The following is a 24,884-nucleotide window of genomic DNA, read 5'->3' as shown; positions in this document are numbered from 1 at the left end:
GTCACCAGTTCTCGACAGGCAAAGCCGAGTCCGGAACGTCTAAGTAGCTGAGTGACTCAAGGGCACCACAAGCTTCTTCAGTCGAATTTTTGCTTCGCTTGTTTGACCCGCGAGCTTTAGAAGTAGATCTATCTGCGCCTTCCTCTATCCGATCGGTGACCTCATAGCCCCGGTCAATTTCGTCGTTAAGGCGTGAGACTGTTTCATCATCTATACCCGTTTGGGTATAGGAAAAACCCGAGGCGCGTCCTGATACAGCGGGAGCAGTGACAAGCATTCCGTCTGGACGTCTTATCCATATCTGCGAAATATCTCGCGGGTGGTAGCGTATACGCGCCTTGCCGTCCATGTTTAACATTGGCGACAAGTCTTCATGCCAATAGAATGATCTGCTGAATTCAATACCTGTTCGACGTATCCTGCGGTAGGCAACGGGCATGAAGTCCAGCTTAAAATCTTGGGGGCGGGATATTAGCTGCGGAACGGCAAGCCGACCATCATCATTAGAAAATCCGCGCTCCCAAGCAATTATAGGTGGAATACCAAGGGAGCGATGTCTTCTGACGTGGTAGATGCGGCAAATCTTCTGAACGAGCCACGCTCGAAATTCTTCCAAAGTGAATCTGGCTCGATTTTCGCTATTGTAGTCACCGCGCTCCTTTGTATTGCTAAAAGTGGTGCCGGGAATGAGATGTGCGATCTGCATCAAGCTTCCGATCAACCTCTCTATATGGGCCCCGTAATGAGGTCTGAGAGGTGGTCTCCAGTTCAGAGCAATAGAGTGCTCTTCACACCCCCTCTTTAGAGCTTCGCTTCTGAACTCTTTTGCATTGTCAACCAAAATCTCCTTTGGCTTTCCGTAGACCGGCCATATATTTGGATATATGGCATTTTCTTCCTTAGGGAACGCGCAATTCTCTATGCAAAGTGCTACAGACACAGAGGATGGGTGCTCCATCGAAACGTAAATTCCCAAGATGCAGCGAGTCGCGACATCGATCGCAATCGTGACCCAAGGCCTACCAAGTACTTTCAGCCTGTCGTCGGATAGAACTAACACGTCAGCCGGCGTGTGATCTATTTGGATCAGCGCTAGAGGCGTATAAACCTGTAGACCTCCAAGACGCACCTGCCATTTTTGATTGGCTGCCTTTGACCCCAGGCGGGATCTATCAGATTTCCAACCTTCTTCGCGAGCTATTCGCAGCAAAATTGCCTTTCGAGAAGGAATAGCCAATCTACGTCGTCGAGCGATAGACTGGGCACGGCTTACGATGTAAGACTTCGTCGGGCGTTCTCTTTTGAAGTAATACTTATGTATTGTATGTACGACTAACCGGTCTACATCTTCACTAAGAAGATTATGACCCTCAGGTCTTCCTCCCGCGTTTCTAGCCAGAGCACTAGCTCGTGGATCTTCGAGAAATATTGCGCGGTATCGTTGAAGCTGCCTCGTGCTAATTCCATGCTCTTGCGATAGCTGCTTCCAAACTGATCTTTCTAAGGTCCTGCTGGGAAGGTATTTCACAAAGCTCTGAGCCAAAGCCACGCATCTTTCCCACTCTAATGCACTGATCTCGTCTGCCATTTTTTTAGCAGATCGGACAGTAAGGGGCTCGATCTTAGAGCTCGGAACAGAAATAATCTTTCCCGTATCCGATTCTCTTACTCGCATGTGAGTTGCGGAGTCTGGACCGTCCAGCTCCACTGTTTTTCCGTTTACAACGCAGATCGATCCAGGAGTAAGCAAGCGAGTCATGGCCAGTTCCACAGCTTCTGCAAATAGTTTCGGTAGCGTGCGTCAAGTCGCTGAGCACTCCATTCCCAAACAGCTCACGCGTTGATTACGGTCTACTGCTCGTTGTGGCTCAGCGACCCCGTCCTGCGCGATCACAGAAGCTAGCACCGTGAGGCTAGTCTCTCAAGTCAACATTCAGACAAATATTTTCGTTGTACTAAAACACTGATATTTAGTGCAACGTTTTTTTCTACTGGCTCCGTTCATCTTGCCCCCGCGGCACGAGAACGCGATTGTCAGCTCGGTCTCGGTCTCGGTCTCGGTTTCGATCTCGGTGGCTGTGATGTACCGGTCTATCGCAGCTTAAGCGTCAGGCTCTAGGCTTGCGACGCCTATGAGGCAAGATCTATATCATGATCTCACCATGCTTGTAATCCAGACCTTCAAAGCAGTCCGAATACGGTCGTGATCGCCTAAGTCGATCACGCCCCTGCTGCTTACGTTGGTCAAAGCGCCGGCTTTATATCCCGGTGAAAGCACGCGCCAGATAAGCGCGGCCACGTCGGTTCGATTCCGACCAGGGGCACCAAACGGATTCCCAGCGTGACCTACATTTTTCTCGATACTGAGTGGGCAGACGCTGGCGGCAGCGACCTGGTCAGCCTAGCGTTGGTAGCCGACGATGGCGTGCGAGAACTCTATCTCGAAGTAGAGCTCCTTCCAGACAACCCTACCGAATTCGTCGCCTCGACTGTCTATCCTTTGCTCGAGCGTGGCCGACGAATGGCTTCGGCCGCCGAGATCTCTTCTCGCGTCCATGCATTTCTGAGTGAAGCTGCGCCTGCTTATGTGCTCGCAGATAACCGCAACGATCTGACGTTGCTGAAACACGTTCTTGCGAGCGATGCTGATGTGAGACCAGAACAGCATTCGCTGCAAGTCGAGCCTATCGTAATGACGGAGATGCTAAAGGATCAGGCTTTCCAACAGCGCATCGAAGGCTGGTTCGCTGCTTCTCCTGAGAGGGCGAAGCTCCGACATCATGCATTGACCGACGCTAGGGCGCTTCGACACGCATGGATGCTGGCGACCAATCGCGATCCTTAGACACGCGAATCTTGCAAGTGCGTGCGGTCTCTACTAATCGGCATTTTTTTTATCGGGTGATATCACATCAGATGAGGTGATATCACATCAGATGATCTGCCTGCAGCGATTCATACTAAAAGTCTTATATTTCAATCTGCGATTTCACTGGGTTAATCAGGGTGCAGGCGATTAGGCAGTGTTATCGAGGGTAGGGCGCATGTCCGCTTCCGGCCAGAGCAGACATCGATAGGCCATCCGGAATTCGATTGGTTCAATCGCTCGACCAGTTCGCAAATGCTCAAGCGCGCCTGGTCACTGACAGTGAGTGCAGGATCGCGCGCAGGTGTCCAACTGCGGCCAAGAGGCCTCGCGCTTGCGATGTCGCCCAGAACCGAAGCAGCGCGCTCAGTGGGCGACGTCTGCAGTTGCTTATCACGCGGGCGAGCGCTTGTGCTTCGCCCACTTTTTAAGCCCATAACACTTGCTGGTCCCCGGTCCTGCCAGTCGCCACAAATCTACCGCAATGCTTCAGCCTTGGATTCGACGTACCTCGCAGTGCATAACCTCACCATCGGTCTGCGCTTCCGCGTGATTACAGGCACTGTCTTTTTCTTGTGTGTGTAGATATGTGCATCTGCAAGCCCGAGCGGCGCGGATGCTTCGCTCGCGCCACGCTGTGCTTACTACCCGTAGCCCTCGCTCTTGCGCTTTGTTCCAGAGTTTCTGGGCTGGCGTGCTACGCCGGACGATCAAGGGCTTTCGCTTCGCCTCGGAATTTCGGCGACAAGGTGATCCGCAATGCCGTCAGCCACCGAGACATCGATCTGATCGATCCGCCAGCTCGACGCACGCGCAACCTCACGCACTTGCTGCACCCGCGCTGTCGTCAGCTCGGTGTTCTGTAGATACACCATTCCGGACAGATGCAGGCCCTCTACATGCAGCCGGACCGAACACCCTGCCACCCAGGGCAGTTGCGAGATCACCTCGCACAGTCGTGCCGTGACCGGGTCAGTGGTGTCGCGTTCGAGGGCCTGGGGCTTTGCGTCATGAAGGTCACGCACCGCGCCGCGGAGATTGGATGCGCCGTCGTGGAGGATGCTGCCTGATATGACGAGGGCGGCCGCGGCGTCGGCCCACCAGAAGCCGAAGCCGATGCCGGCGATACCGACGATACCCGCGAGCGCAGTCAGCCAGTCCGCGCGCCCCACATCCGCGTCTGTCCGTAGCGGCTTGAGCGCAAGTGCTTTCGACAAAGCAAGCTTCTTGCGGCCCAGGATGATGGGCGGTACCGCGGAGACGGCAAGGGCGGCCATCATGATCCAGCCCTGCCAGATCACCGTGTCGCCGATGCGCACAGCGCCGACGACCGGCCGGGTGGCTGAAACCAGTGTATGCAGGCTCTCAAACACAAGGGCCAGGCCCACACCGGTCAGCGCCACAGCGGATATCAGGAAGTTCACGTCGAAAGCGCGCTCCCGGCCATTGACGTACTCGGTGCTCACGCCCTTTCGGCGGATCCAGCTGGCAACCACAAACGCGGTTGCGGGCAGCATGCTCAAAAGGTCTTCGATGAGCGCGGTCTTCATCGCCTGCGAACCGCCTAGGGCGAGATACATCATTGCCGAGACGAGTGACATCCAGAACAACGTCCAAGCGCAGAGGCGCTCGGCTCGCCGCAGAGCGTCTGCCTGCTCGCCCGGAAGCGCGCGCGGCGCCGGGCGATGCTGCAGATTCATCGCGCGGCCTCGTGGGCGACGAGATAGCTGTCCAGCAACACGTGCCAAGCGTTCTCCCCAGGGGGCACTGCAAAGCGCCGCATGGCGTGCGGGGCACCTGATGCCGCCTGGGTGGGCACAGTCATCGACCACCCCACCCGGGACTCCGACGGCGAATCCTTGACGTGACCACCGATCACCAGATGCAAGCGCCCTTCCTCGAGTTGCTGCATCAGTGGGTCGTGCCCGCCTGCGACCCAGTGCACCTGGAAACCGTTGGCCCGGGCGAATCGCTCGACGATCGCGGCATCACTGCCGCTGACTGCACCGGCCTGGTCGATCACGACAAAAGGCGGATCGCCGCTTGCGCCGACTGTGATGCCGAATCGTGCGGCTTCGCCTGAGGTATCGCCCGTATCGCGAGGGAAGGGTGCGCAGCCTGCAATTGCGAACGCGAATGCCGCAAGCATGAGCGTTCGGATGCCCCCAGGGTGCACGGCGAGGATGCGCGGTTCGGTTGGCAGCCGCAGACCGGCGAACTCTGGGGCATGGACCACAACATCGACAGCCTCGGCGACGAGTCGCCTCCCGAGGAACTCAACCAGATCGAACTGGGCAAGCAGTACGGCTGGCCGCACGTGTTTGCGGATGGCGGACTGCATCCGCAGACCACGCCGGGGGGCGGGATCACCAAGGCGCAGTGGCGGGACATGAGCGAGCCGATGGTGATGGGATACGAAGCGCACGCCGCGCCCATGCAGATGGCGTTCTACCAGGGGCGCTCGTTTCCGGCCCAGTATCACGGTGACGCATTCGTCGCGATGCGCGGCTCGTGGAACCGGAAACCGGCGGCTGGTTACGAGATCGCCCGCGTGCGTTTCGAGCGCGGCAAGCCGACGTCGATCGAACCGTTTGCGAGCGGATTTCTCGTCGACGACGGCAATGCCCAGATCGCCCGGCCGGTGGGCCTTGCGGTGATGCCCGACGGTGCGCTGCTGCTCAGCGACGACGGCAACGGCGTGATCTATCGCATCGCCTACAGCGGCACGCCGCCGCGCGATGCACGAGGCACGCGCGCAGAGCCGCCAATTCCCGCCGAACCCATGCGCAAGCAGGCGAGCCAGGGCCACGACGTGCCACTGGCCTTCGATCGCTCCGAAACGCGCACCCGGGCGCAAGACACGTCGGCTCTGCAATCAGAGGCATTCGGCGAGGGGCAGACCATCCCGCTGCGTTACAGCGAGTACGGCGAAGGCGTCCCGCCCGCGCTCGGCTGGCAGGCCGTCGATGGCGCGAAGTCGTATGCGCTGGTGATGGAAGATCCCGACGCGGCCATGCCGAAGCCGTTCGTGCACTGGGTGGCCTGGAACATCCCGGCCGACGCCACGGGGTTGCCTCAAGGCTTGGCGAAGTCGCCGCGCCTCACCACTCCCGAAGATCTGCGACAGGGTCGCAACAGCTATGGCGCCACCGGCTACTACGGCCCCAAGCCGCCTCCGGGCAGCGGCGTGCATCATTACCACTTCCAGCTTTTTGCGCTGGACACCGTGCTGGACGACGTGCCGCCCGGCGCCGACCGCGACACCCTGCTCAAGGCGATGCGCGGGCACGTCATCGGCAAGGCGCGGCTTGTGGGCACCTATGCGGCGCCGTGAGCCGATGACGCTGGTTGCGCCCTGAAGTTCGACATCAAGCCCCGGCAATGCCGGGGCTTTTCCTTTCGACTCCGGCGCGGCAATCAGCAGTTGCGGCGTGTGCGACTGGACTCGCGATGATCTTCAACGAGTTTGCGCGACTGTCGCAACAAGTTTCCCGATCGTCCGCCGTCCGTGGCAGACGAACGCACCGGCGCTCAGCTGCCGGTCTGCGACTGCAACTGCTTGGCGGTTTCCAGATGCGCGGCAATCGCGGTCCGGGTCGACTGCAGGTGCGCCTTGACGCGCGCGTCGCTGGACCCCGGAATCAGCTCCGAATCAAGCTTGGTCAGCGCTTCCTGGTGACCCTTGACCATGGCATCGATCCACGCCGTTCGGAAACGCTCACCTGACAGCATCGCGAGCTGCTCACGCTGGGCTTCGTGCTTGCGCTTCATTTCGGTGAGATCCGGCGATACGCCGGGTGCGGCCGACGTGGCGCTTGCGGTTGTGGTGGCTGTACCGCCAGCGACCGTGGTCACCTCGCGACCGGTCTGCTGGACCTCGGCGCCCAGCAGGGTGCGGGTCGCTTCCAGGTTCTGGGTGTGCTCCCGGCGCAGCGTTTCGGCGTAAGCCCGGACCGGACCTTGCAGGTCCTTGGACAACGCGGATTCCGACGCTTCGATCTCATGCTGGTCGACCTCCATCACGGCCATGAGTGCTTCGCGGTCGCCGTCCGTCAGTGTGCTGCCGTCAACAGTTGGAGTGGCCGTGCCCAAAGGTGCGGCCGGCGCGTTTGCTGTTGCCGCAACGCCACGGCTTCTGTCTTCAGTATCGCCCGCACTGTTCGGCGGGTCGGCTGATGGGCCGCTTCCACTGTCAACCATCGTGCTGTTGTTGTCACAGGCTGCGAACACCAACGCGAGTGCAGCGGCCAGGATCTTTTTGGAAATCGTCATGGTGCAGGTCTCACGGTCGAATGTGCGGCGATGCTGCGCCGCGGCCGGGTCTGGCAACCGTGAATAATCCCCAAAATTTCGACGACAGAGCCGGACGTACTGCGGTCGGGAAAAAGTCCCGATTGCTCGTGGGGCGATCACGGTATGCGACGGGAGCCGTCGTGATGGGCGTCACGCCATCGCCCGGTCCAGCTTCTTTTGCTGATCGAATCACGGTTGGGTCACTTCGAGGGTTCCAGCGTGGCGCAGGGGATCTGCTAAAGCCGCCACTCACAGGATCAACTCTATGTTCATGCACAACAAGAAACTGCAGTACACCGTTCGCGTCGCGAACGGCGACCCGCAACTTGCCACACTGATGCTCGAGCAGTTCGGCGGGCCACAGGGGGAGCTCGCCGCCGCGATGCGTTACTTCACCCAGGCGTTGGCCGAAGACGATGCCGGACGCAAGGACATGCTGTTCGATATCGCGACCGAAGAGCTGAGCCACCTGGAAATCATCGGCTCCATCATCACTATGCTCAACAAGGGTGCGAAGGGTGAACTGGCCGAGGGCATGCAGGAGATGGCCGAGATGCGTCACCTAACCGGCAACAGCACCAGCCAGACCCAGGCGATCCTCTACGGCAACGGTCCCGCGCTGGTGAACTCCAGCGGCGTACCGTGGACAGCCGCGTACATCGACACGATCGGCGAGCCTACGGCCGACCTGCGCTCGAACATCGCTGCTGAAGCGCGCGCCAAGATGGTGTACGAGCGACTCATCAATCTCACCGACGATCCGGGCGTCAAGGACGCGTTGACCTTCCTGATGACGCGCGAGGTGGCGCATCAGAAGTCGTTCGAAAAAGCCCTCTATGCGATCAAGCCGAATTTCCCCGCGGGCAAGCTGCCCGGCGATCCGGCCTATACCGACCTGTACTTCGACATGTCGCAAGGCGAGGGCGGCGATGCGCTGGGTCCGTGGAATGCGGGCGAACTCTGGGAGCGCGTCGAAGACCGCGATGCCCAGGCGGCAGTGGACGGCGGCGACGGCACCGCAAGCGTCACGTTGACTGCGCCGCAGCAGGCCGCGGCCGAAGCGTTTGCCACGCGCACGGCGTCGCTGCCCGACAGTGATCCCCTGACGGGCGCAGAGCTGGGTGCAGGCCCGGGCGCAGGCGCGGTCAAGAAAGCGCTCTGACGAGCCGCGACGCCGACGCGATGGCCGCCGAAATTCGCGCAAAGTCACGTTCGAATCACGATGCCGTTTCTTCAATAAAAGACTTCATCCAACAGGACCCCACAATGGCAATCAAGACGCTGGAAGACCTTCTCGTCCATGAACTGTCGGATACGCATTCGGCCGAACGGCAGATGGCGAAGCAGCTGCCTCGACTGGCACGCGCCGCACACAATCCGGATCTGGCAGCGGCATTCGAAGCGCATCTGGAGGAGACCAACCTGCAGATCGAACGTCTCGACCAGGTCGTCGAGCTGCTCGGCATCCGTCTCAAGCGCATCAAGTGCGCTGCGATGGAAGGCCTCGTCGAGGAGAGCAAGGAAGTGATCGACTCCATCGAGAAGGGCCCGCTGCGCGACGCCGCGCTGATCGGCGGCGCGCAGAAGGTCGAGCACTACGAGATCGCGTCCTACGGCACGCTGTGCGCGCTGGCCAAGCAGCTGGGCCACACCGATGCGGTGAAGCTGCTGAAGACGACGCTGGACGAGGAAAAGTCCACTGACGAGAAGCTCACGATGCTGGCCGAGTCGGGCGGCAACCAGATGGCGGCCGAAGCCGGCTGATGCTGGTGAATGCGTTTCAGGACAGCGTGCCCACGGACGGGCATCTGCGAAGCAAGTGCGCAACCGTTTCAAGGCGCACTTGATGCGCAACGACGCGGCGGATCAAACCGCGGCAGACAACGGCGGTGCGCACACGCTGACATTGACGCTGCGCGGTCGGGAACACGCGATCGAGGGCAGATTGTCGCTGACGACGTCGGGTCTGCTGGCAGTCGGCGCAATGGTCTCCAGCATTCTGCTCGGGGTGGCCACCATTGTGGTGGCGTCCACCCGGAAGCTTCCCGAGGGCACAAAGCCTCGGAATCTATAGAGCCCGGCCTGCATTTCTTTCAGATTATTTAATTCGCTGGTCAAACGACAAGGAGCGCACACACATGGCAACGATCGAAGAAAACCTCGTGGACTGGCTGCGCGACGCGCATGCGATGGAGCAGCAGGCCGAGCAGATGCTCAAGGCGCAGGCCGGTCGGCTGGAACACTATCCAGACCTCAAGGCGCGCATCGAAGCGCACCTGCAGGAAACGCTGGGGCAGCAGCAACTGCTCGAAGCGTGCCTAGAGCGTCACGACGCCAAGCCTTCCGTGGTCAAGGACCTGATGGGCCGCGCCGCCGCGTTCGGCCAGGCGATCGGCGGCGCGGCGAACGCCGACGAAGTGGTCAAGGGCGCGATCGCGAGTTACGTGTTCGAGAATCTCGAGATCTCGACCTACTGCGCTCTGATCGCGGCGGCCGAAGCCGCTGGCGATGACCAGACGGTCGCCGCGTGCCAGAAGATCCTGCCGCAGGAGCAGGCGATGGCGCAGTGGCTGCTCGATCACCTGCCGCAGGTCACCCGGCAGTTCCTACAGCGCAGCGCCGATCCCGACGCCGTCGCCAAGCGCTGAGCCCGTTCCGGTTCCGCGGCGCGCCGGCGAACGGCACGCCGCGGACCGCCTTCAGTCGGCAACGCCCAGCAGCATCAGGCTTCGATCGCAGCGCTCCAGCGTCGCGCCGCCGCTGAATACCGCGGCGGTCTCGGGTTCGGCGGTATCGAACAGCACCTGCCACCGCACGTTCGAATCATCAGGCACCGTAAACGTGACCGCGGTATGGCTGGCGTTGGAGAGGATCACCAGGGTGGTATTCGACGCGAGTTCGCGTAGTCCGCTGTCGGGCGCGCGACCGTCGATGCGCACCATCAGTGCCCGGGCCTCCGGGTCCTCCCATTGTTCCGGCGCAAGCTCGCGCCCTTCGGGCGCGCACCACGAAATGTCGCGGATTCCAAGCGTCTCGTCGAAACGGCTATCGAAGAAATGCGTGCGGCGCAGCAGCGGATGTTCGCGGCGCAGGCGTGTGAGGCGTTGTACGAACGCGGTGAGGGCGCGACCTGCATCGCTCGAGGCGCGGTCCCAGTCCAGCCACGCGGTTTCGTTGTCCTGGCAGTAGACGTTGTTGTTGCCGGCCTGGGTGTGACCGAATTCGTCGCCGGCCAGCAGCATCGGCGTGTCCTGCGAGATCAGCAGCGTGGCGAGCAGGTTGCGCTTCTGGCGCGCGCGCAGTGTATTGATTTCGCCATCATCGGTTTCCCCTTCCACCCCGTAGTTGGCGGACAGGCTGTGCGCGTGCCCGTCGCGGTTGTCCTCGCCATTGGCCTCGTTATGCTTGTCGGCGTAGCTCACTAGGTCGTGCAGGGTGAATCCGTCGTGCGCGGTGACGAAGTTCACCGAGGCGCGCGGCCGGCGGCCACGCCGGTGGAACAGATCCGCCGAGCCCGACAGACGCGCAGCAAGTTCGGCGAGCTGCCCACTGTCGCCACGCCAGTAGCCACGGCAGGTATCGCGGAAGCGATCGTTCCACTCCGACCAGCCCGGCGGGAAATTGCCCAGCTGGTAGCCGCCGGGCCCGATGTCCCACGGCTCGGCGATCAGCTTCACCTGCGCGAGCTGCGGATCCTGCCCGACCGCATCGAGGAAGCCGCTGCTCGGATCGAACCCGTGGGGTTCGCGGCCAAGGATCGTCGCCAGGTCGAAGCGGAAACCGTCGACGTGCATCTGTGACGCCCAGTAGCGCAGCGAATCGTTGACCATGCGCAATGCACCGGCATTGGTCAGATCGAAGGTGTTGCCGGTGCCGGTGTCGTTGATGTAGTAGCGACGGTCTTCGGCGAGGCGGTAGTAGCTGGCGTTGTCGATGCCCTTGAACGAAAGCGTGGGCCCGAGTTCGTTGCCTTCGGCGGTGTGGTTGTAGACCACGTCCAGCAGTACTTCGATGCCGGCCCCGTGCAGGTGGGCGACCATCTGCTTGAACTCGGCGATGCGGCCCGAGGCGAGGTAGCGCGGGTGCGGCGCGAAGAAGCCCAGCGAGTTGTAACCCCAGCAGTTGCGCAGACCGCGCTCGAGCAGATGCTTGTCATCGACGAAGGCGTGGACGGGCAACAGTTCGAGCGCGGTCACCCCGAGCTCGCGCAAGTGACGGATCAGGGCGTCGCTCTTGAGCGCGGAGAACGTGCCGCGCGCCGACTCGGCCACGTCGGGATGGCGCATGCTCAGCCCGCGCACATGCGCCTCGTAGATCACCGTGCGGTCCCACGGCGTGTGCAGGCGGCGGTCGTCGCCCCAGGTGTGCGCCGGATCGATCACGGCGGCCTTGGGCATGTACGGGCCGCTGTCGCGTCGATCGAAACTCAGGTCCGCATCGCGGTGGCCGATCGTGTAGCCGAACAGATGCGGCGCCCAGCGCAGCTCACCGACGATCTGTTTGGCGTAGGGATCGAGCAGCAGCTTGTTCGGGTTGAACCGGTGCCCGGCATCCGGCGCATAGGGGCCGTGCACGCGATAGCCGTAGAGCTGGCCGGGGCGCGCGTCGGGCAGGTAGCCGTGCCAGACCTCGTCGGTATGTTCGGGCAGGGTGACGCGTTCCTGCTCGCGCCCCCTTGCGTCGAACAGGCACAGGTCGACGCGGGTGGCGTGCGCGGAATAGAGCGCGAAGTTGACGCCCTGGCCGTCCCAGGTCGCGCCCAGCGGAAAGGGACGCCCTTCGCGCACGCGCGAGCGTTGCACGAGGCGCTGCGGCACCGGGCGGGTGGTCTGCGATCGGGCCATCAGGGCATGTGCCCCTGCACGACGTCGGGAAGTTCGCGCGCCGCGCGCTGTTCGGCATCGACCAGACGCTCGGCCATCGCCCAGTGGCGCGCGGACTGGCCGTCGGGTCGGCCTTCCGCTTCCCATATTTCCCTGGCGAGGACCCGCACCCGGGCCTCGCGTTCCTGTTCGTCCATCTCAGTTCTCGGCTTCGGCGGTCATCACCGCCAGGGGAAATTCGGACCACAGTTCGGCTACGGCATAGACGCCGCCCTCGAGGGTTCGACCGGTCATTGCGTCACGCCATGTGCCGTCCGGCAGGTCGACGTGCAGATCCCCCCAGGCGGCCGCGCGCCAGCGCGGCGCGTCGGTCGCCACCTGGTCCAGAAACACCGCACGCGGGACCAGTACGAGCAGCGCCTCGCGCGCATGCCGGCGGACGAAACCGATCACGCGGCCTGCGGCCGCGCCGCGCGCATGCAACGGGGTGTAATCGCCGCGCGCGAACAGCGCGGTGCGTTGTTCGCGCAGCTGCAGCAGGCGCTGCCAGAGTCGGCTCTTGATGCAACCCGAGCGCCAGTCGTCGAGCAGCGGCGAGGTGGCGGACAGCCATTGCCGACGCCGGTCGAAATCCACCGGTCTGCGGTTGTCGGGATCCACCAGGCTCAGGTCCCAGCCTTCGCAGCCCTGGTAGAGATCCGGCACGCCCGGCACGCACAGCTGCAGCGCGGCCTGCGACAGTCCGGCGATCGCGCCCGGCGCCGCCATCTGCGCGGCGGTGTCGGCCAGTGCGTCACGCACCCGGCGATGGGCGAACGCGGCGTCGAGCAGGGCCGTTGCGGCGTCTTCGTATGCGGTGTCGGGCTGGGTCCACGACGTGCGGCGCTTGGCTTCGCGCAAGGCTTTGGCAAGCCACGTGGCCACGCGCGCCCGCAGGGCGTCGAGGCCTGCGTCGTCCGCCGCGAGGTCCGGTGGCCAGGCGCCGAGCACGGTCTGCCACAGCATCCAGCGGTCACCACCCTCGACGGCCGCGCATGCGGTCGGGAGCATGGATTCGATGTGCCGCACCTGGTCGGTCCACCAGCCCGGCGCCGCCGACAGTAATGACAGTCGCGCGCGCACATCGGCACCGCGCTTGTGGTCGTGTGTGCTCGTCGCCAGCAGGGCGCGCGGTCCGCGGCGCGCGGCGGCGACGTGGAAGGCATCGACCGGCAGCCCGATGTGCAGCGGATGACTGCCGACCTCGTTGCGCGACAGCAGCAGCCCGTGACGGTAGAACGCGGTGTCCTCGACGGCCTTCGCATTGAGCGGCGCCGACAGATGTTCGCAGCGCAACCGCAGCGCGCGGGTGGCGTCGTCGTCACGCTGCAGCGCGTCCAGCAACATGTCGATCGCGGTGTGCAGGGCGGGGTCACGGGTGCGCGCCCGGGCGCGTCCGGCCGCCTGGTGCCAGCGGTCCAGGTCGTCCGGCGACAGGCCGTCCGGACCGGCATAGGTCCGGTAGACCGGGAATTCACACAGCACCGCCTGCAACGCGTCGCCGAGCAGCGCGGACCCCAGGTCGCGCAGCGCCACATCGGTGGCCACCAGCGCGTCGAGTGCACGCAGCGTGCGTCCCAGCTCGGCTTCGAGCGGGCCGGCGAGCTGCTCGGCGCGGGCGCACCGTTCTTCGCTCGCGAAGTCACCGCTGCGTCCGCAGTACGCCCGCCAGGCATCGCGCAGCACCGCCTCGCCGCCGGTTGCATGCAGCACGCCGCCCACCTGGTCCATGAAGTCGTAACCGGTGGTGCCGTCGACAGGCCAGTCGGCCGGCAGGCGTTCGTCGGGCGCGAGGATCTTCTCGACCAGCAACAGTGGGCGGGCATCGTCCTTGCGGGGCACTGCATCGAGCTGACGACGCAGGCGCTGCAGATAGGCGCGCGGGTCGGCCAGTCCGTCGACATGGTCGATCCGCACGCCGTCGATCCAGCCTTCGCGCAGCAGGCGCAAGGGCAGGGCATGCACGGCATCGAAGACCGGCGCGTGTTCGACCCGCAGCGCCGCAAGCGCGGCGATGTCGAAGAATCGACGGTAGTTGATCAGGCGGCTGCCGGTGCGCCACCACGCCGGCCGGTAGTGGCACGTTGTGTATAGAGCTCATGTAGCCGCGTGCAGGTGCACGTGCGATCAGCCGCGATGGAAGCGGGCGTCGTCGCGAGGGCCGCCGAAGAGCAAGACCAGCTGCCAGATCGCGGAGATGCCGACCAGCACATAGCGACCGCGATCGCCAGTTCGAAGTTGTTGCCGGAAGTAGTGAACGCGATGGCCGTGGTGCGTGGATAGTCGTTTGCGATCAGCTTGCCCATCCAGAAGCTGATCACGAAAACTGGATCAGGAAATAGAGCGTCAACGGAATCGCGATGCGCACTACATCCGTCGGAATCCGCACTAGGTCGGCACCCTTGAGACGGAACATCGCGATGATGGTGAAAAGCAACGCGGCCAGCGTGATCGGGCTGTTCTTCGGGAGAAAGCGCGTCTCGTAGCAAGCTTGGCCCTTCAAGTGCAACAGCCAGCGCCGGTGAGATAGCCCGCGAGAAACGGGTTGCCCAAAATTCGCGATGACGTCTGGGCCGACAAGGCCGCGGTCAGGGCGCTGCTCGAACCGATCGCCGACATCGAGTGAGTACCCACACCCTCCGCACTGCGATTAGGCCAATGCCCCCACTGTCACGTCTGTACCAGCACGCATCACACGGAAGTCGATCGGTTTGTAGGAAAAATTGTTGGACTGGCCCGCAGAGCAAGCAGTCATAGCCACAATTAGAGACATCTCTGCACGAAAACGCACGTAGTCGCCAGGCTTGCTGAGCGGCGGGAGCACCGACACCTTGCCCGCTCCGTCAAACGCAACATTCATGAAGACATTGAACGCAGTCGGTATACGGTCGATGCCTACACCGTAGGGCTCTAACGCTGAGGCCAGATTGCCCTCGCAGCCAGGACGGCCTTCCTTCTCTCCATAGAGCTTTTCAAACATCTTCTTCGAACAGGGCGTCAGCGTGAAATCATGTCGCCCGCACGTGTCTTCGACAATCGAGAACATCGGGTTGCTGCGATTGGAGTAGAGCGTATCCCCAGTGGTAAGAAACAGCTTCGATGCGTAGTCGATGGATCTTCCGGACGACAGGTATTCCGCAGTGTCGCCACGCGCAAATGCAGTCAGGTCGCTGACCTGCTCACCCATCGGGTCGATGATGATCAGCTCATCGCCTTCTTCGAGAACCACCGCACGGCCAGAGCAAGGTGGTATGCGTGCAGCGTTCAAATCAGATGAAGTCACTTGGAGCTCCTGACGTGGAAGGGACATGACCAGCTGGCTTCTGTTCTGCGACCGCTATATTGGCGCGTCTCGGCTGCAGCACCAAAATCTGCAAGATTGGGATTGATGGATCCTTGCAGCGCAGTGTCGCGCTCTCGGGTCGCTGCCTGCATCTTCTGATAACGACCGTCAGCGCGTAGCTTTTCGAATTGCTGATGCGAGTTGAACACCAAGGCAGGCGCGTCGAAGTGGCGAGCCAGGCGAGACGCGCCTGGATGCAGGCCAATCACGAAGAACGCATGTCCTGCGAGGCTGAGACTGAAATGCGGATCGTTAGGGTCTCGGCTCACGTCCTGTGCCCACCGCGTTCCGCGCTTCGTATCGAGATCGTGCAAGCGCTGCAGCTGCGACCACAGCATTGCCTCGAACCTCAGCTCGTCCGTATCGATCGGGCTCTGAAATAGAGCTGCGAACGAGTGGACGGTCGTGCTGTCTTCGGGCTGCTTCTCAACCATTCTTGCAAAGGCGCTTAGCGCATCGAGCAACGGCACATCGTTTGTTCGATCGCCCATGCGTCCATAAACGTGCGGCTCGATCGCACCCTTTGCCAGCGCGGCTTTTGATCCCACACATGGCCAGTCAGCTGCGCGGATCTTTTCAAAGAGGCGCTCAGGGAGGTTGCTCGCAGGGCGGCTTTGCGCCGCAGCGGTGTGCAGAGCATGGGGACAGCGGGCGGGAGCGGGTGTCATGGATATGCTGAGGAGCTTGAGTGGCTCGCAGGCTATGCATGCGCGAAAGACGTGGCCGTGTAATCCGAGCTATTTCTGCATCCGCGCGTTCATCCCTGGGCAGGCGTTGTGGACAGAGCGCGAACCGCACCCAAATGAATAGCGTGCACACGCGCTCCTCTCACTTCCGTCGCGCGTCAGCGCTCGCAGCTTGAGATGTCCGCGCGAGTCCCACGCAAACAGCCAGCTTCTACGTCGGCGCCTAGCGCGACGAATCTGATTTAGATCACCAGATCCCTCATCTCGCGCGCATCAGCTGATCCCACCGCGTTGTGTAGGCGGGCGATAAGGCGATCTCGTTCATTCGCCATGCCGGTGCTTGGAGAGACTTGTTCTTTGGGCGCCACCCAGAAGCCGCGAACTGCATCGTGCGCCGACCGAACTTTTGATTGACCTCATCCAGCACATGCATGAGCGGTGAGGTCCGCTGATCAATACCGGAGAACAGGTCCCCCTGTTGGACATCGGTCGAACTCAAGTCGAGTAGTCCAACGCCAGCTTTCTTCCAGCGATAGCCAGGCTTCCAGAGCACCTTCGCAAGACCGTTTGCGACCATCAGCACCTCGCGCGTGTCTTGCGTTGAGCGGATGAAGTGAAACGCCTTAGTGGGGTGGTATTGTGGAGCGCCCGGTTTGAAGGGATTGGTGTGGAAAAAGAGCCACATGCCGCCCGCCTGCAGCGAGCGGGCACGAAGCTTTTCGCACGCTCGCTGAGCGAATGTGGAGACGGCTTGTTGTAAGTCCTCCAGCGTTTCAACCTCGCGCCCGAATGATCGAGACACAACGATCTGCTTGCGGTCCGGCTCAGCTTCCTCGAGGTCGGCGCACACGACGCCTTGGAGTTCGCGCTGCGTGCGCGCAAGCACGACGCCATACCGCGATCGCAGCGTGTCTCCGTCGGCTCGTGCCAAGTCAGCGGCCGTCAGGATGCCGTCGCTCCCGAGGCGCGCTGCCCACTTTCGTCCCACGCCCCAGAGGTCATCAGTTGGGAAGGTTTCGAGCTCTGGAGAGCCGGGCAGGGCAGTGAGCACGCCGTGCTGCGTTTTCTTAGCCCGCTTGTTCGCGAGCTTGGCCAGGGTCTTCGTTGGGCCAATTCCGACGCAACACGGGATGCCTGTCCATTTCAGAATGCGGGCTCGCGCTTCGCTCGCGACACGTTCGCGATCTGCTTCGCGAATGCCATCGAATGTTAGGAACGATTCGTCGATCGAGTAGACCTCGACGTGTGGAAACAGGTCGCGCAGCACCGACACGACACGTCCCGATAGGTCCCCGTAGAGGCCGAAATTGGCGGAGAGCACCTTGAGCCGTCGGCGCACCTTGGGCTCGACCAGGTGGATGGGCTCTCCCATCCGAATGCCCAGCGCCTTTGCTTCATTCGAACGAGCGATCGCGCAGCCGTCGTTATTGCTCAATATCACAACCGGCTTGCCGCGTAGCGTCGGGTCGAAAACCCGCTCGCACGATGCGTAGAAGTTGTTGCCGTCGACGAGGCCGAACATTGGTTGCACGGCTTAGCCTTCGCGCCGCTTTAAAGCACGCTTGCCAATGTTCCTCACATATTTCGCATCGACGACCGCGTCAGGAGGCAGGTCGAGCAGGACACTGGCTAAAGAAGCAAGCGCGTCATCGGTCAGCTTGAAGGATCTGGACAGGCAGCCCATACCGCCATGCTTGTTGTCCGCAATACTCGCCTGGATCGCACGCACCACATCTGCCTTCGATGAGCGGGTGGACTCACACATGGCAGCGGTTAAAGGGTCACTGGGCTTCACCTCAGCTCGGGCAGCGTCCTCTCCGATTGCTTGCACGATATCGGGAAGCTTCGGCCAGTATTTCAAGTCGAATCGGCCTCTTAGTGCATCCAAGGGCTCACGCAAAAAGGATTGGTATAGACCGCCGCCCGGATTGGCCTGATTGAAGATATCGAGGATGTGATACGCCGCGTCGGTCGTGACTGCCGACCCGTTGTTGAGGCGTTCGCGCTTGTCCAGCAGCCTGGACAGGTCATCCGCTTGCTCCGCGATCGCCGCGTTCAATTCCTCCAGGCGCTTCTTGTCGTCCCGAGCTTGCCTCCCGTCGGCCTCGGTCCAGCACAGGCCCACTCCAAGAACACAGCAGTCAAGAAACGTGCGCCGTGCGAAGTCGTCCTGCAAACCGACATAGGCGTCGTCATACATGCCTTTGAGCTCAAGGCCGCGAGCCAGAAGTCGACGGGCAAGCGCTGTCTCTAAGGGCGCGACGTGGTGTTCGTCGTTGTAGTCGATCTTGCCTTGAAGGCAGTTTTCGAAGAATTCCCGGGATTGGTTGGAAGACATGGCGCAGGCGTCGGATTGGGGTTCGCTGGAAGTCTACGAGAGAGGTCAGCAGGAGTCGGCATCTGAAAACAAAGTTTTTTCAGCCTTACGGATATGGCCTCAGCGGCGAAGCTGCCTGCGAAACGACCAAGTCACCACACCCCAAACATCAAGCTCTACGTCCTCTGAAACGCGTATCGGCGCCGTCTCCCGGTTGCCCGAATGGAGCTCGTAACAGCCCGCGCGCAGGCGCAAGAGCTTGACGGTGAAGCCTCCCTCCCAGTTGACCAAGACGATGTCCCCGGGGCGAGCGGTCTTACTGCGATCGACCACCAAGGTGTCGCCCGGAAAGATCCCGAAGTCGACCATCGAAGTGCCGGTGTCTGCTTCAACGAAGAAAGTGGCGACTGGGTTGTCGATGCACCGCTGATTGAGGTCGAGGACGTCGTTAGGTCCGTAGAAATCCTCCGCGGGCGATGGGAAGCCGCACGTCGCGCGCACCGGCAAGAGTGGCAAGGGCATCGGGAGGGCGCGGAGGTCTGCGGCGCCAAGAAATCCAAGGGGTAGGGAGTGAGTGGACATAGGCGGAGTCTCCGAAGGGGCCGTATCACCCAGTGAGACTTCCACCGGGTCAACAGCTTAGGGAGGTGCTTTCAACCTTCGCCACTCGTATTTAGCTGAACGGGCTTACGAACCGGTAGAGGTCGCAGATGTTCAGCTTCAATCGCTTCAAAGCTAGGCCGAGGCACGGCCGGCTATGATCTTCCGCGCTGATAATCCACCGCTACGTCTCAGGAGTTCGCTTGGCGGTCCAATGCCCCTCAACGCACTCAGCGGGTAAGCCGTGCTTCTGGACGATGCGATGCAGCCCTCATCGACCTGCGCCCGCTCTTCGGGAGAGGGTGTCGAGTCGTGGAGATACAACGCTGCCCGGCTGAAAGCCGACAGCTTTCTAAGGTTGCCGTCCTCGCTCGAGTCATAGCGACCGAGGTCTGCGTCGAGATCTTCAAGAGTGGCTTGCGCGTCGCTAAGTGTGGTCATAAGTTCCTCCTTGCGCGGGAACCTACGAAGACCGAAGTGGAAATTGCGTTAGTTCGGCCCCCTACTCGTGGCAGCCGTCGAACATCCCAAATCAGCTGTCAGGAACCTTGACGGATGTTCCACCAGATCGCGCTGATGCGTGCTTCTACGGCCAACGCAGCATCTGGGCTCAATCTGCGATTCGCTTCTACGAGCAACGGTGCCGCGAAGTCATCGAAAACCGCGCGTGCATCATCGGCGTCGACGGATGCCAGAAGCTCTTGCATGTCAGACAGACGCTCAACGCGCACGTGCAAATGCTTCATGAGCAGATCGGCTGCGGCGTCGCATCCCAACCCAGTTGCCACCTCTGTCATCAATGCCACTGTTTGGCCTGAAATAGGAGTGGCGACGGGGTCGAACTGGCACAGCGTGCCCAGCACCACTCCGTTCAAGTCGAGCAGGGGAACTCCGCAATAAGCGGCCATAGACTTGCGGGAAGGGTGCCCTTTAAGCCTTTGATCGAGGCTGGCATTCGTGATCACGATTGGCGCGGCAGCCGCTTTGACTAGGCTGCAATAGGACCCGTCCAACGGAATGTTGTCCGGCAAGCCCGTGGGCGTGTTGTCGCGATCGACCAGCATAAAGTTGACAGCGTAGGTGTCTTCAAGCAGGTAAAGCGCTGTGAATCGCAACTTTGATTCGTCGTTCAGCAGCTCCAGAGCCGCTCGGATGTTTCCGGAAGCGATGAGGAAGCGAAGCTGTTCTCGCTGTTCGTTTTCGATGTTGCGCACCGGTCTATCCTACTCGACTGGCGGATATGCAACTAGATTTTCCTCTCAGCAAACGCTCGCCAATAATTTAGAGCTGCATCTCGGGCAAAAAAAACCGGGCTCAGCAAGCTGCTCCCGGCGAGGATGGCGATTGGACATGTTTCACACTTTGCGAGGACAAAAAGCGATCAACGTTGAATCGAGCATCCAGAAAAAAACGCTCCTTGTAAGAGCAGATGGCTGCACTAACGTCTAACGTCTAGGTGGTAAAACTCGAAGAGTGATGTAGTCGCAAATCAGAAATCTTGAACTATGGTTACGGCGCAACGTCCTCTTCGATAAGCATCTTGTTGCCCTCGAAGACCACGAGTGTCCCGAGGACGTGCAGCGGTCGGTCATTGTCGGGGCGCACGCCTTGCGAACGCTTCATGTCGATCTCGAGCTCGGCCCGGCGATGGACTGGAACACGCACGCGCCTCACTGACTTGCCCTGCGAAATCATGACCAAGATCTTGCCTTCGATCTCTGACAGAATACTCACGCGCGTTTTCTACCATTTTCTTATTCAGAAAGAATTATAGCCGACGTGATTAACGGCCCTCGGTTGGCCACAGCATCGCGTAGGGCTCTCATGGGCGGCAGGGCGCTACTCGAGCGCCGCGAGCGGTTTGATTTCCGTAGAAGGGCGCCGTAGCGATGCCAAGTATTCTTTTTATTTACGGCGAACGCTCTGCTTCGTGCGAGCGACCGGTGCATCTTGCCCCCGAGTCCGCACCCAAAAGCGGTGTCACTTCTTCTGATCGGGCAACTTGCCTTGTCTTGATGGCGAGCCGGCCTTGTCGTGGCCTTTGTCGCCATCCTCGCCACCGAGCGGCTCGCTGCCTTGGCCGGGGTTTCTTGAGCCTTCGCTGTGATCCGATTGGCCTTCAGCCGTCTGATCGGCGAAAGCGCCTTCGTTTCCGCTTTTCTTGTGGTTATGCATGTGCAACTCCGAGTTATTTGTTTGGAGGTCTGTTAGTTAACAGCCTGCTGCTGTAGTCGCTTTGCGGTATCCAAATGGGCCGAAATGGCTGTGCGAACCGTCTGCAGGTGCGTCTTGATACGCTCATTGGTGGCGCCTGGAATCAGGTCTGAGTCGAGTTTGGTCAAGGCTTCCTGGTGGCCCATCGCCATGGCGTCGACCCATGCTTTCTGGAAGTTGTCTCCCGAAAGAGCAGCGAGTCGCTTGCCCTCTGCCTCGTGCTTGCGCTGCATCTCAAGCAGATCAGGGGGCGTGTTGCCTCCATCAGCGGGGGTGCTTGCGGTGGTGGTCGCCGTGCCACCCGAGACGGTCGTCATCTCGCTACCCGCCTGGCTGCCGCTGCCGAGCAACGCGCGCGTCGATTCCAGGTTGCGTGTGTGTTCCGCCTTCAAGGTCTCCGCGTATGCGCGAACCTCGCCTTGCACGTTCTTCGCAAGCGCCGTTTCGGCCGCCTCGATTTCATGGCGATCGACTTCCATGACCGCCATCAATGCTTTGCGATCGCCCTCTGCCAGGCTGGACGTGTTCCCAGTCGGGGTTCCAACGTTGGCCGTGGCAGGAGGCATCTCCGATGTAGCTGCCAACCCACGGCTTCTGTCTTCGGTGTCGCCGGTGCTGTTGGGCTGATCAGTCGCGTCACCGCTTCCGCTGTCTACCATCGTGCTGTTGTTGTCGCCGCACGCCGAAAACGCTAAGGCGAGCGCGCTGGCGAGCATTGTCTTCGAAAGCTTCATGAGCAGATCCAGTTTTTTGAATGAGGTTTGATGCTGCGCTGATTTCGGGCATGGCGAGCGTGATTTGACGATGCCGATGGGAGTTAAAGCGCAGAACCTTCAGCCATTTCTAAAGCAAAAGCATTTTTAGTGCTGACTGGTGTTCGAAACTTCCAAGCGCTCGCCGTTTCCATTGATTCGCGTCGTAATGCACTCGCCTTTTCGAGGTGCGCGAAACCGCATGCCTACACCTGCAATGGTCTCAACCAAGGGTTCATCGAAGCCGAAGTTCACCGCACGGCGCAACTGATAAAGGTGGCTCCGTAGAGAGTCGGATTCCGGCAACGCTGCGCCCCAAACCTTCCGCAACAACTCGTCTCGGGTCACGACGTGAGGATAGGCACGCATCAACGTGGCAAGTATCGAAGCACCAATTGGGAGCACGCTGATCTCCTTGCCATCGCGGATCACTAAGCTGTTCGCTTCATCGATGACAATTCCGTCTATCTCGATGATCTCCGGGGCCACCTCGTGGCGGTGCCGTCGCATCAATGCATGGACCCGAGCCGCAAGTTCTTCCGGAGCAAACGGTTTGCTCATGCAGTCGTCGGCCCCGGCATCAAGGCTTTCGAGCTTGATGTCTAAGGAGCTAAGTCCCGTCAGCATGATGACGGGTGTCGTGGGGTTTGAACGTTCGCGCAGCCGGCGGCAAACGGTGATGCCGCCCACGTCTGGCATTTCGATGTCCAGAATGATGGCGTCGAACTGTTGGTCGGCAGCCAGTCGAAGACCATCGGCGCCGCTTGATGCATAGTCGACAGAAAAACCGTGACGTTCTAGCCAATCGCCTGCAAGGGCTGCCAAACGAGAGTCATCGTCTACTAGGAGGATGACCGGTTTGCGGTGGAAACTGCTCATGTCCGACTCGACGTTGCGCACGGAGGCGGGTTACCACAACTAGCCCTGCCTGTGTCCCGAGATGGTGAAATGTGGCCGCTCGGTCGATTCAGAAAAACGCGGAACACGTGTAAGCACGGGTCCGCGACATGTAACGATTAGAAAACCGGTTACACACGAATCAACCAGGCGTCGTGACCGCTTGCTGAAGATCTTGCGAGGATTCGGTGATCAATGGATCTCCGGGCCGCGGCTCGCGAAAGCGATAGCCAACGCCAGGGATGGTGGCGATAAGCTCCTCCTCGAATCCAGTGTTGAGCGATTTCCTCAACTGGTAGAGGTGGCTCCGTAATGCATCGGATTCCGGGATGCGCGCGCCCCAGATTTTCTTGAGCATCTCATCGCGGGTCACGACCCGGGGGTGGGCTCGCATGAGCTCGATGAGCATGGTCATCCCCGTTCCCTTGATGTGCAGATGCTTGCCACCCCGGGTCACGGTGTCGCTCCATGGGTCCGCGCGCACGTCGTCGATCTCGAAAGCTTCTGGCGCCACCTCGTTACGGCTGCGCCTCACCAATGCCTCAATCCGAGCAGACAGTTCCTGGGGTGAGAAGGGCTTCACCAGGTAGTCGTCCGCACCCGCAGCCAGGCCTTCTACTTTGCTTTCCACGGTGTTTCGGGCAGTGAGGAAGATGATGGGCGTTTCGGGGTTAGACGAATCACGAAGCGTTCGACACACCGCCAGTCCTCCCATGCCAGGCATGTCGAGGTCCAACACGATGACATCGAAATGGTCTTGCGAAGCCAAGGTCAGTGCCTCTTTGCCAGAAGCAGCAAAGTCGACGGTATAGCCGCAGTTTTCCAGCCAATCCCCCACCAGGCCCGACAGCCGGGCATCGTCGTCGACAAGCAAGATCGTGACTTCTCGATGTCGGGTGCTGCTCATTTCGGGGTCCTCCATCTGTCTTAGACGGCGCGGAGAAATACCCCCGGCACCATCTACATCAAGTGAAGTATATTTCTACGGCAGCAACGTTAGGTTCTGTGCGGTTTGCCACGAAGCGTCAACTCTCTTCGACACGATTTTCACACCATCGTTTTAAGAATTTTCCCATTGCTGATAAGGAGGCAGCGGTGGGAAGCTCAACAGAAAAGTTTGCAGGGAGCGTCTCTGCTTTCGGTCCTGCGGCCAGTGTCAAAAGGGTGGCGAACGAATTGAAATGTCGGATGCGGCTGCCCGATGCAGCGAGTAAGCGGGCGATGGAGTGGACCGTGGATTGCGGCACGCTTTCCGATGAGAAATTGATCGAGGTAATCGCGGTGCTCAAACGGTCGGGCTACGGGGGATCGTTCGAGCGTGACTTCGGCACCTTCGTGCACTTCAAATTGTCGTGGTAGGCGCGGAAGGATGAGGGCACGAGTGGGCAGCTCCTCTCAAGGGGCGCCCATGGCCCAATACCGATCAGGTCGCGCGGTTTGAACCAGACGTCGATCCAAATCGAACGACGTGGGGTCGCCAACCAGAAGTTGACGTGCGCTCTCATGCATGGGGTTGATGAGGTAGTTGAAAGCCTCCGGACTCACGGCGCTCGGGACCTCGAGCACCAGGCTGCTTCTCGCTTCCACCCACTCATCACCGATGGCTTGAACCTCGGGCTGGTAGTCGGGAGACCGCCATGTCGAAGGGAGTCCGGCCGCGACCAGGGTTAGCGTGCCGGGCACGGTGGCCTTGGCCAAGTAGAGAGGCGAGGGTGGGTCGCCGTCCAGGTGGGCCAAGTATTCGAGGATCGCCGTGGCGATTGAGTCTGCTGCATAGACAACCGACGTGCCTTCCGTGGTCCATCGGCCTGGCATTGAGCAGGGTTTGCGGAATGCGTTGTCGACTGCATCCGCTCCTACGACGCGCCAGAGCTCGATTTCTTGCTTCGTCGAGCGCGGCCAGGCGTCGGTAGGCGAACTTGTGCCAGGCACGCTGTGCGAAGGCGGATCGCTGGCAGGGAAGGTGTCCTCTACCGAGTCGTCGATTTGGCTCTCCGAGGGTTGGCCGGCGTTGTGCGTCGCTGCCTCAACGAGATCTAGGGTGATTTGCATTT

General features: G+C 60.9%; 26 protein-coding genes, 1 tRNA gene and 1 pseudogene. 7 read left to right on the top strand and 21 right to left on the bottom strand.

Going from position 1 to position 24,884, the window contains the following annotated elements:
- Window position 1 precedes the first annotated feature (1 nt).
- Window positions 2-1,588 carry a Mu transposase C-terminal domain-containing protein gene (locus tag AC3A5T_RS09945; protein ID WP_487628531.1) on the bottom strand — a complete coding sequence of 529 codons (1,587 nt, stop codon included), beginning with the start codon at window positions 1,586-1,588 and terminating at the stop codon, window positions 2-4.
- A 636-nt stretch (window positions 1,589-2,224) separates the two neighbouring features.
- On the opposite strand from AC3A5T_RS09945, the gene AC3A5T_RS09940 reads away from it, so the two are divergent.
- Together AC3A5T_RS09940 and AC3A5T_RS09935 are read left to right on the top strand one after the other, a co-directional pair.
- Window positions 2,225-2,327, top strand: a tRNA-Ile gene (locus AC3A5T_RS09940).
- A gap of 14 nt (window positions 2,328-2,341) precedes the next feature.
- Complete coding sequence (locus AC3A5T_RS09935) at window positions 2,342-2,845, top strand: hypothetical protein (protein WP_487628430.1); 504 nt, start codon at window positions 2,342-2,344, stop codon at window positions 2,843-2,845.
- 731 nt (window positions 2,846-3,576) lie between these two features.
- Here AC3A5T_RS09935 and AC3A5T_RS09930 read toward each other — a convergent pair.
- Window positions 3,577-4,566, bottom strand: coding sequence for a cation efflux transmembrane domain-containing protein (locus tag AC3A5T_RS09930; protein WP_487628429.1), 990 nt, complete (start codon window positions 4,564-4,566; stop codon window positions 3,577-3,579).
- Window positions 4,563-5,015 carry a transporter substrate-binding domain-containing protein gene (locus tag AC3A5T_RS09925; RefSeq protein WP_487628428.1) on the bottom strand — a complete coding sequence of 151 codons (453 nt, stop codon included), beginning with the start codon at window positions 5,013-5,015 and terminating at the stop codon, window positions 4,563-4,565. The genes AC3A5T_RS09930 and AC3A5T_RS09925 overlap by 4 nt, the downstream gene beginning before the upstream one ends.
- Before the next feature lie 21 nt (window positions 5,016-5,036).
- Here AC3A5T_RS09925 and AC3A5T_RS09920 point away from each other — a divergent pair, with 21 nt between their 5' ends.
- Window positions 5,037-6,200: a YbhB/YbcL family Raf kinase inhibitor-like protein gene (locus tag AC3A5T_RS09920; RefSeq protein ID WP_487628427.1), complete on the top strand. Its 1,164-nt coding sequence runs from the start codon at window positions 5,037-5,039 to the stop codon at window positions 6,198-6,200.
- A gap of 197 nt (window positions 6,201-6,397) precedes the next feature.
- Here AC3A5T_RS09920 and AC3A5T_RS09915 read toward each other — a convergent pair whose 3' ends face one another.
- Complete coding sequence (locus tag AC3A5T_RS09915; RefSeq protein WP_487628426.1) at window positions 6,398-7,138, bottom strand: DUF4142 domain-containing protein; 741 nt, start codon at window positions 7,136-7,138, stop codon at window positions 6,398-6,400.
- A gap of 286 nt (window positions 7,139-7,424) precedes the next feature.
- Between AC3A5T_RS09915 and AC3A5T_RS09910 the strand changes: the two genes are divergently transcribed.
- The 4 genes from AC3A5T_RS09910 (at window position 7,425) to AC3A5T_RS09895 (ending at window position 9,807) form a co-directional block, all read left to right on the top strand.
- Complete coding sequence (locus tag AC3A5T_RS09910) at window positions 7,425-8,321, top strand: manganese catalase family protein (protein ID WP_487628425.1); 897 nt, start codon at window positions 7,425-7,427, stop codon at window positions 8,319-8,321.
- Between the two features lie 104 nt (window positions 8,322-8,425).
- Window positions 8,426-8,923, top strand: coding sequence for a YciE/YciF ferroxidase family protein (locus AC3A5T_RS09905; protein WP_487628424.1), 498 nt, complete (start codon window positions 8,426-8,428; stop codon window positions 8,921-8,923).
- Between the two features lie 82 nt (window positions 8,924-9,005).
- The gene (locus AC3A5T_RS09900) at window positions 9,006-9,233 is read left to right on the top strand and encodes a hypothetical protein (RefSeq protein WP_487628423.1); all 228 of its coding nucleotides are present in this window, start codon (window positions 9,006-9,008) and stop codon (window positions 9,231-9,233) included.
- A 64-nt stretch (window positions 9,234-9,297) separates the two neighbouring features.
- Window positions 9,298-9,807 carry a ferritin-like domain-containing protein gene (locus AC3A5T_RS09895; protein ID WP_487628422.1) on the top strand — a complete coding sequence of 170 codons (510 nt, stop codon included), beginning with the start codon at window positions 9,298-9,300 and terminating at the stop codon, window positions 9,805-9,807.
- Between the two features lie 51 nt (window positions 9,808-9,858).
- Here AC3A5T_RS09895 and glgX read toward each other — a convergent pair whose 3' ends face one another.
- From glgX to AC3A5T_RS09810, 17 genes and pseudogenes are all read right to left on the bottom strand, one after another.
- Window positions 9,859-12,003, bottom strand: a complete 2,145-nt coding sequence (glgX, locus tag AC3A5T_RS09890) for a glycogen debranching protein GlgX (protein ID WP_487628421.1) — start codon at window positions 12,001-12,003, stop codon at window positions 9,859-9,861.
- Window positions 12,003-12,179: a DUF2934 domain-containing protein gene (locus tag AC3A5T_RS09885; RefSeq protein ID WP_487628420.1), complete on the bottom strand. Its 177-nt coding sequence runs from the start codon at window positions 12,177-12,179 to the stop codon at window positions 12,003-12,005. The genes glgX and AC3A5T_RS09885 overlap by 1 nt, the downstream gene beginning before the upstream one ends.
- A 1-nt stretch (window position 12,180) precedes the next feature.
- A pseudogene (treY, locus tag AC3A5T_RS09880) lies at window positions 12,181-14,103 on the bottom strand (malto-oligosyltrehalose synthase); the annotation flags it as partial.
- 235 nt (window positions 14,104-14,338) lie between these two features.
- Complete coding sequence (locus tag AC3A5T_RS09875) at window positions 14,339-14,524, bottom strand: hypothetical protein (RefSeq protein ID WP_487628419.1); 186 nt, start codon at window positions 14,522-14,524, stop codon at window positions 14,339-14,341.
- A 147-nt stretch (window positions 14,525-14,671) separates the two neighbouring features.
- The gene (locus AC3A5T_RS09870; protein WP_487628418.1) at window positions 14,672-15,304 is read right to left on the bottom strand and encodes a DUF1989 domain-containing protein; all 633 of its coding nucleotides are present in this window, start codon (window positions 15,302-15,304) and stop codon (window positions 14,672-14,674) included.
- Window positions 15,301-16,032, bottom strand: a complete 732-nt coding sequence (gene gntA / locus AC3A5T_RS09865) for a guanitoxin biosynthesis heme-dependent pre-guanitoxin N-hydroxylase GntA (protein WP_487628417.1) — start codon at window positions 16,030-16,032, stop codon at window positions 15,301-15,303. Before gntA ends, AC3A5T_RS09870 begins: the two co-directional genes overlap by 4 nt.
- Window positions 16,033-16,309: 277 nt before the next feature.
- Window positions 16,310-17,572: a Y-family DNA polymerase gene (locus AC3A5T_RS09860; protein ID WP_487628416.1), complete on the bottom strand. Its 1,263-nt coding sequence runs from the start codon at window positions 17,570-17,572 to the stop codon at window positions 16,310-16,312.
- Between the two features lie 12 nt (window positions 17,573-17,584).
- On the bottom strand, window positions 17,585-18,388 hold the full coding sequence (locus AC3A5T_RS09855) for a hypothetical protein (RefSeq protein WP_487628415.1): 804 nt from the start codon (window positions 18,386-18,388) through the stop codon (window positions 17,585-17,587).
- A 99-nt stretch (window positions 18,389-18,487) separates the two neighbouring features.
- Window positions 18,488-18,889, bottom strand: coding sequence for a LexA family protein (locus tag AC3A5T_RS09850; protein WP_487628414.1), 402 nt, complete (start codon window positions 18,887-18,889; stop codon window positions 18,488-18,490).
- Between the two features lie 617 nt (window positions 18,890-19,506).
- Window positions 19,507-20,181, bottom strand: coding sequence for a hypothetical protein (locus tag AC3A5T_RS09845; RefSeq protein WP_487628413.1), 675 nt, complete (start codon window positions 20,179-20,181; stop codon window positions 19,507-19,509).
- A gap of 295 nt (window positions 20,182-20,476) precedes the next feature.
- On the bottom strand, window positions 20,477-20,701 hold the full coding sequence (locus tag AC3A5T_RS09840; RefSeq protein WP_487628412.1) for a hypothetical protein: 225 nt from the start codon (window positions 20,699-20,701) through the stop codon (window positions 20,477-20,479).
- Window positions 20,702-20,947: 246 nt separating this feature from the next.
- Window positions 20,948-21,142 (bottom strand): hypothetical protein, encoded by a 195-nt coding sequence (locus AC3A5T_RS09835; RefSeq protein WP_487628411.1) that lies wholly within the window; start codon window positions 21,140-21,142, stop codon window positions 20,948-20,950.
- A gap of 32 nt (window positions 21,143-21,174) precedes the next feature.
- A complete protein-coding gene (locus tag AC3A5T_RS09830) occupies window positions 21,175-21,915 on the bottom strand; it encodes a DUF4142 domain-containing protein (RefSeq protein ID WP_487628410.1) in 741 nt (246 codons plus the stop codon).
- Window positions 21,916-22,041: 126 nt separating this feature from the next.
- Entirely contained in the window at window positions 22,042-22,812 is a 771-nt protein-coding gene (locus AC3A5T_RS09825; protein ID WP_487628409.1) for a response regulator transcription factor, read from the bottom strand.
- A gap of 160 nt (window positions 22,813-22,972) precedes the next feature.
- Entirely contained in the window at window positions 22,973-23,737 is a 765-nt protein-coding gene (locus tag AC3A5T_RS09820; protein ID WP_487628408.1) for a response regulator transcription factor, read from the bottom strand.
- A gap of 118 nt (window positions 23,738-23,855) precedes the next feature.
- Window positions 23,856-24,119: a hypothetical protein gene (locus tag AC3A5T_RS09815; protein ID WP_487628407.1), complete on the bottom strand. Its 264-nt coding sequence runs from the start codon at window positions 24,117-24,119 to the stop codon at window positions 23,856-23,858.
- Window positions 24,120-24,225: 106 nt separating this feature from the next.
- Window positions 24,226-24,882, bottom strand: a complete 657-nt coding sequence (locus tag AC3A5T_RS09810; protein WP_487628406.1) for an RES family NAD+ phosphorylase — start codon at window positions 24,880-24,882, stop codon at window positions 24,226-24,228.
- Window positions 24,883-24,884: the final 2 nt, after the last annotated feature.

The organism is Luteimonas sp. Soil_C_16, assembly GCF_057657295.1.
The sequence above is the reverse complement of the archived record's forward strand: the minus strand, read 5'-3'. Positions and strand labels throughout refer to the sequence as shown.

What these genes read in the sequence shown, in the direction of transcription:
- AC3A5T_RS09945 (WP_487628531.1), bottom strand. Translation starts at nt 1,588, where the DNA reads ATGGCAGACGAGATCAGTGCATTAGAGTGGGAAAGATGCGTGGCTTTG.
- AC3A5T_RS09930 (WP_487628429.1), bottom strand. Translation starts at nt 4,566, where the DNA reads ATGAATCTGCAGCATCGCCCGGCGCCGCGCGCGCTTCCGGGCGAGCAG.
- AC3A5T_RS09925 (WP_487628428.1), bottom strand. Translation starts at nt 5,015, where the DNA reads ATGCTTGCGGCATTCGCGTTCGCAATTGCAGGCTGCGCACCCTTCCCT.
- AC3A5T_RS09915 (WP_487628426.1), bottom strand. Translation starts at nt 7,138, where the DNA reads ATGACGATTTCCAAAAAGATCCTGGCCGCTGCACTCGCGTTGGTGTTC.
- AC3A5T_RS09910 (WP_487628425.1), top strand. Translation starts at nt 7,425, where the DNA reads ATGTTCATGCACAACAAGAAACTGCAGTACACCGTTCGCGTCGCGAAC.
- AC3A5T_RS09905 (WP_487628424.1), top strand. Translation starts at nt 8,426, where the DNA reads ATGGCAATCAAGACGCTGGAAGACCTTCTCGTCCATGAACTGTCGGAT.
- AC3A5T_RS09900 (WP_487628423.1), top strand. Translation starts at nt 9,006, where the DNA reads ATGCGCAACGACGCGGCGGATCAAACCGCGGCAGACAACGGCGGTGCG.
- AC3A5T_RS09895 (WP_487628422.1), top strand. Translation starts at nt 9,298, where the DNA reads ATGGCAACGATCGAAGAAAACCTCGTGGACTGGCTGCGCGACGCGCAT.
- glgX (WP_487628421.1), bottom strand. Translation starts at nt 12,003, where the DNA reads ATGGCCCGATCGCAGACCACCCGCCCGGTGCCGCAGCGCCTCGTGCAA.
- AC3A5T_RS09885 (WP_487628420.1), bottom strand. Translation starts at nt 12,179, where the DNA reads ATGGACGAACAGGAACGCGAGGCCCGGGTGCGGGTCCTCGCCAGGGAA.
- gntA (WP_487628417.1), bottom strand. Translation starts at nt 16,032, where the DNA reads ATGACACCCGCTCCCGCCCGCTGTCCCCATGCTCTGCACACCGCTGCG.
- AC3A5T_RS09860 (WP_487628416.1), bottom strand. Translation starts at nt 17,572, where the DNA reads ATGTTCGGCCTCGTCGACGGCAACAACTTCTACGCATCGTGCGAGCGG.
- AC3A5T_RS09855 (WP_487628415.1), bottom strand. Translation starts at nt 18,388, where the DNA reads ATGTCTTCCAACCAATCCCGGGAATTCTTCGAAAACTGCCTTCAAGGC.
- AC3A5T_RS09850 (WP_487628414.1), bottom strand. Translation starts at nt 18,889, where the DNA reads ATGCCCTTGCCACTCTTGCCGGTGCGCGCGACGTGCGGCTTCCCATCG.
- AC3A5T_RS09835 (WP_487628411.1), bottom strand. Translation starts at nt 21,142, where the DNA reads ATGCATAACCACAAGAAAAGCGGAAACGAAGGCGCTTTCGCCGATCAG.
- AC3A5T_RS09830 (WP_487628410.1), bottom strand. Translation starts at nt 21,915, where the DNA reads ATGAAGCTTTCGAAGACAATGCTCGCCAGCGCGCTCGCCTTAGCGTTT.
- AC3A5T_RS09825 (WP_487628409.1), bottom strand. Translation starts at nt 22,812, where the DNA reads ATGAGCAGTTTCCACCGCAAACCGGTCATCCTCCTAGTAGACGATGAC.
- AC3A5T_RS09820 (WP_487628408.1), bottom strand. Translation starts at nt 23,737, where the DNA reads ATGAGCAGCACCCGACATCGAGAAGTCACGATCTTGCTTGTCGACGAC.
- AC3A5T_RS09810 (WP_487628406.1), bottom strand. Translation starts at nt 24,882, where the DNA reads ATGCAAATCACCCTAGATCTCGTTGAGGCAGCGACGCACAACGCCGGC.